4 protein-coding genes are annotated in these 3,333 nt (G+C 62.0%); 3 read left to right on the top strand and 1 reads right to left on the bottom strand.

All coding sequences use genetic code 11. From position 1 onward, the window contains the following. The 3 genes from ENZ75_RS25935 to ENZ75_RS25925 all read left to right on the top strand — a co-directional run. A partial coding sequence (locus ENZ75_RS25935) for an aldehyde dehydrogenase family protein (RefSeq protein WP_128278420.1) occupies positions 1-331 on the top strand: 331 nt, incomplete at its 5' end. 91 nt (positions 332-422) lie between these two features. Then, positions 423-998, top strand: coding sequence for a DUF1349 domain-containing protein (locus ENZ75_RS25930; protein ID WP_063170443.1), 576 nt, complete (start codon positions 423-425; stop codon positions 996-998). A gap of 212 nt (positions 999-1,210) precedes the next feature. Beyond that, positions 1,211-2,185 (top strand): hypothetical protein, encoded by a 975-nt coding sequence (locus ENZ75_RS25925; protein WP_063169867.1) that lies wholly within the window; start codon positions 1,211-1,213, stop codon positions 2,183-2,185. Positions 2,186-2,370: 185 nt separating this feature from the next. Here the strand turns inward: ENZ75_RS25925 and ENZ75_RS25915 are convergent. Beyond that, positions 2,371-3,333 (bottom strand): FAD-dependent oxidoreductase (locus ENZ75_RS25915; protein ID WP_164888002.1); only part of this gene is annotated, 963 nt, incomplete at its 5' end.

Raw genomic sequence — 3,333 nt, 5'->3', positions numbered from 1 at the left:
GACCAACGCCATGCGCAGTTCGCGCGAGGAGATTTTCGGGCCTGTCGCCAGCGTCATTCGCGTCAAGGACTATGACGAGGCGCTTTCCGTCGCCAATGACACGCCCTTTGGCTTGACCTCCGGCATCTGCACTTCGAGCCTCAAGCATGCCACGCACTTCAAGCGCAATTCGGAGGCCGGCATGGTGATGGTCAACCTGCCGACGGCGGGTGTCGATTTCCATGTTCCCTTCGGCGGCCGCAAGGGTTCGAGCTATGGGCCGCGCGAGCAGGGCCACTATGCGGCGGAGTTCTACACCACGGTGAAGACGGCCTACACATTCGCGGGCTGATCAGCCGTCGACCGATCAGCCGGGCTGATCGGTCACTGCCGACCACGCCGGCAACCCCGCCATGCACATCTGGATTGGAGCGGCGCGAAGGATGACAGTGCAGGACCTGACCTGGCTTAACCCGCCGCCGCACCATTCTATCGACGGCGACAGCGTTCGTGTGCGCACCGGCAAGGAGACCGATTTCTGGCGCGAGACCTTCTACGGTTTCTGGCGCGACAATGGCCACTTCCTGCACCGGCCCGTCGAAGGCGATTTCACCGCCGAGGTCACCGTCAAAGGCGACTACGAGGTGCTTTATGATCAGGCGGGGCTGATGGTCCGGCTCAGCGAAACCCATTGGATCAAGGCCGGTATCGAGTACACCGACGGCCTTGCCTATTTCTCCGTCGTGGTCACCAACGACACGTCAGACTGGTCGCTGGTCGCCATTCATGCCGGTCCGGGCGGCGTCAGGATCCGGCTGACCCGTCACGCCGAAACGATCCGTGTCCAGTATCTCGATGCTTCCGACGGCCACTGGAAGCCTGTGCGGCTCGCCTACTTTCCGATCTCCAGGACGGTCGATGTCGGCATGATGTGCTGTTCGCCGCAACGCGAGGGCTTCGAGGTCACATTCTCCGGCTTTTCGGTGGGGCCGCCGATATCGCGGGAATTGCACGATTGAGACGTGCGGCCTTGCGCCGACCGCAAGCCCTTCGACCTTTGTCATAATCAAGTCTGTAGATCGAGCCTCGCCGGCGGCTGCGCCTGTCGTAAGTTGGGTTCTCCGGAGCCGGAAGGGGTATTGCGGGGAAACTTTTGGCCTTTGTTCCGCTCAAGGCGAATATGTCGGGCAGCACGTTGCAACGGTATTGGCATCCGCGCTAGGAGTTGCCCATGGGCAGGTTGCGAAGGGCAGTCAAAAGAGCCGTCTATTCCAGGGCGCTGAGATTTCTTGGCGTTCCGCCCGTGCTGTGGTCGCAGGGGATCGGACATTTCTGCGATTTCGCCGGGCCGCGCTGGTATCGCAACGCGTCAACCGCATCGACACAGAGCGAGGCATTTTTCCGCCAGCATTACAGCGGCGCACATGGCATCGTCTGGCTGCGTCTGAGCACCTTGTCCAGGGATGCGCAAACCTGTGATCTCGACACGTTCGTCAGGATCGTGTTGCCGACGATCACGGCACCGTTCACGCTGCTGACGACCGATGGCGATGCTTCGGTGCCGTCTGATCTGGCGAAGGGCACCGTCGACCAGCTTCTCGCCAACCCCTTCCTGGTCTCCTGGTACAGCCAGAATTGTGACGGCACTCACCCCAGGGTCAAGCCTTTCCCGATCGGGCTCGATCTTCACACGCCTCGGTCCTTCGCCACGCCGGAAGGGCTTGTGAAGCAACTGGAAATCATACGCGCCCGGCAGGATCATGTGGACCGCCGCCCGCCCAGACTGTTCTCTGATTTCAGCATCAGCAATGGCTCGAGACAGCGCCGGGAACTGCTTGATGTCCTGCGCGGATGTCCGCATGTCGATTTCCTGGCGAAACGCGTCTCGCAGCGCTCGATCTGGCAACTGTACTCGCAATACCCGCTTGTCCTGTCCACCGAAGGCAACGGCCTGGACTGCCATAGGACATGGGAGCTGTTCTATCTCGGCTGCATCGTCGTCACCAAGACCTCGCCGCTCGACCCGCTCTATCAGGGTCTGCCGGTCATTGTCGTCGACGACTGGCATGAGGTCAGGGACCCCGATGCGCCAAGGCGCTGGATAGAGCAGGTTAAGCATCTGACCGAGCGCGACCATGTTTGGGGACGCTTGCATCCGCAAACCTATCTCGAGCCCATTCGGCAAGAACTTCTGCACGCACTCTGACAGGGCAGCCACGAAATTGGAGTCGCGGTCGGCAGGGCCCGCAGGATCCGCGGAAATATAGAGCCGGCTAACCTCTGGATGGCACCGACGTTTGGCGGATATCCGAGATGGTCGACGAGGCTTTCGTCAAGCGCCGCATCGTCGCCGAATGTCCGATGCACCAGCTGCGGCAGGCTGCCGGAATGTCACCATCGCCTGGACCACGCCAACCAGCGGCCAGCCAGATGCTTCCATGATGAGGTGAGCCTTGTCCGCCGATAGGTGTCGCCGGCCATCTTTATGCCTAGCGCCTGCGTCGGGAAGGGATGGATGACGTCGGCCAGCGCACGCAATCCCATGCCCGATTTGATGGCCAGCGACACCGCATTGATCATCTCACCGGCATGGCTGGCGACGACCGTGGCGCCCAGGATGCGGTCGGACCCTTCCCTGACGTGGATTTTGACGAAACCCTCCTCCTCGCCGTCCATGACCGCCCGGGCGACATCGTGCATCAGCACCGTATAAGTCTTGACCGGGATGCCGTTCTGGCGCGCCTCCGCCGGATAGAGGCCGACATGGGCGATCTCCGGATCGGTGTAGGTGCACCACGGAATGACCAGCTCGCTCAGTTTCCTGCGTCCGAGAAACAGGGCATTGCGCACGACCATGCGAGCTGTGGCCTCGGCGGTGTGGGTGAATTTGTAGGCGAGGCAGACATCGCCCGCCGCATAGATGTGCGGATTTGTGGTGCGGAGATAATCGTCCACCTTGATACCGTCGGCATCGTATGCCACCCCGGCGTTTTCCAGGTCGAGGCCGTCGACATTGGGCGATCGGCCGATGCCGGTGATGATCTCGTCGACGGAAATCGTTGTCGTGATGTCGTCGCACACCAGGTCGGCGAGCTTCTTGCCGCCTTCCGTTCGCACCGCTACCACCTCGGTGTTGAGGCGAACCTCGACACCTTCGCGCGCCAGCGCGTCCGAAAGGATCTGGGCGGCGTCGCGTTCCTCGCCGGGCAGGAACATCGGTTCCCGTTGCGCCAGGATGACCTTGGCACCGAGCAGGCAGAAGGCCTGCGCCGCCTCGCAGCCGAGCGGTCCGCCGCCAATGACCAGAAGCCGCTTCGGGCACTCCGTGAGCTCGAACATGGTCTCGTTGCTGAG

This window comes from Mesorhizobium sp. M7A.F.Ca.CA.002.04.1.1 (assembly GCF_004022805.1).
Lineage (GTDB): Bacteria > Pseudomonadota > Alphaproteobacteria > Rhizobiales > Rhizobiaceae > Mesorhizobium > Mesorhizobium ciceri.
The sequence above is the reverse complement of the archived record's forward strand: the minus strand, read 5'-3'. Positions and strand labels throughout refer to the sequence as shown.